Source organism: Protofrankia sp. Cr1 (assembly GCF_963555865.1).
In the GTDB taxonomy this organism is placed as follows: Bacteria; Actinomycetota; Actinomycetes; order Frankiales; family Frankiaceae; genus Protofrankia.
In genome coordinates this window covers 7,674-8,765 of record NZ_CAUVXO010000210.1, presented here as the reverse complement: position 1 = coordinate 8,765, position 1,092 = coordinate 7,674, and the positions used below count along the sequence as shown (strand labels likewise).

The window sequence follows — 1,092 nt, the reverse complement described above, 5'->3', positions numbered from 1 at the left end:
AGGACGGGTAGCTCGCGGGCGAATGAACCCCTGCCGCCGCGACTGCCCCGGCCTCGGCCCAGGCCCAGACGCCCGCGCCGTGGGGTGGGCGCCGGTGCGGTCGGATCCGTCGCGACCCCCTGGGCGTCACCACTGGTCACGGGCTCCGCACTCACCACCGGGTCGGATGCCTCGGCCGGCAACGTCACGGCCTCTTCCCCGCGGCCGTTCGCCACGACGGGCCCAACAAGATCATGTGCAGCGTGAGCGGCTTCGCCGTCATGCCCCGTCTTCTGCCCGAAGCCGTCCTGCTGTGCCACGCCGTCCTGTTGCCCCAAGCCGTCATCGGGCGATCCCTGGCCACTGGCCGGAACAGAATTGTTCCAGCGCGCCGGAAGACTCTGCTCGGCTCCACTCACCGCGCCACCTCATGGGTTGGCCGATATCGGCCGAATTTGATGATCTTCACCGTGGTATCCGATCGGGACCGATCGCTGACCACCCTACGCGCACGGTCCGCCCCGGCGACGACACGGTGACGTAGAAACGGACAACGCACGGCCAACGGCTGCGCCACTCCACGCAAAGTTCAGCGTCCAGCCGGCCGACGCTTTTCCTTGATCTTTGCAGCCTTGCCGCGCAACTCACGGAGGTAGTACAGCTTCGCTCGCCGCACATCACCACTGGTCACGATTTCGATCTTGGAGACGACCGGGCTGTGAACCGGAAAGGTTCGCTCAACCCCGACACCGAAACTGACCTTGCGGACCGTGAAGGTCTCGCGAACGCCACCGCCCTGCCGGCGGATCACAACGCCCTGGAAAACCTGGATGCGCTGGCGATTGCCCTCGACGACACGGACGTGGACCTTCAGGGTGTCGCCCGGCCAGAACTGCGGGACGTCGGTCCTCAGCGACGCGGCGTCGAGGCTGTCCAGGGTTTGCATGGCAGTCGCTTTCTCGCGGGGATGACGGGGATGAATCGACTACGGTCCAACCGCCAAAGACGATCCACTCATCTGGATCATGATGCCACCCAGCAGACATTCGAACTGGGACGGCGGACGGCCGGACACCGCATCCTACTGTGCCACACGACCAGCCGGGTCGGTGG

At 66.1% G+C, this 1,092-nt stretch carries 2 protein-coding genes; both read right to left on the bottom strand.

Translation table 11 applies throughout. The features are described from left to right. Window positions 1-398: hypothetical protein (locus U9980_RS16380; RefSeq protein ID WP_322768711.1), on the bottom strand; the 398-nt coding region annotated here is incomplete at its 3' end. A gap of 170 nt (window positions 399-568) precedes the next feature. Continuing rightward, window positions 569-925 (bottom strand): 50S ribosomal protein L19, encoded by a 357-nt coding sequence (gene rplS, locus U9980_RS16375; protein WP_322748309.1) that lies wholly within the window; start codon window positions 923-925, stop codon window positions 569-571. Between the last annotated feature and the right edge of the window lie 167 nt (window positions 926-1,092).

Excerpts from the sequence above, each read along its gene's own strand:
- rplS (WP_322748309.1), bottom strand. The coding sequence starts at position 925 with ATGCAAACCCTGGACAGCCTCGACGCCGCGTCGCTGAGGACCGACGTC.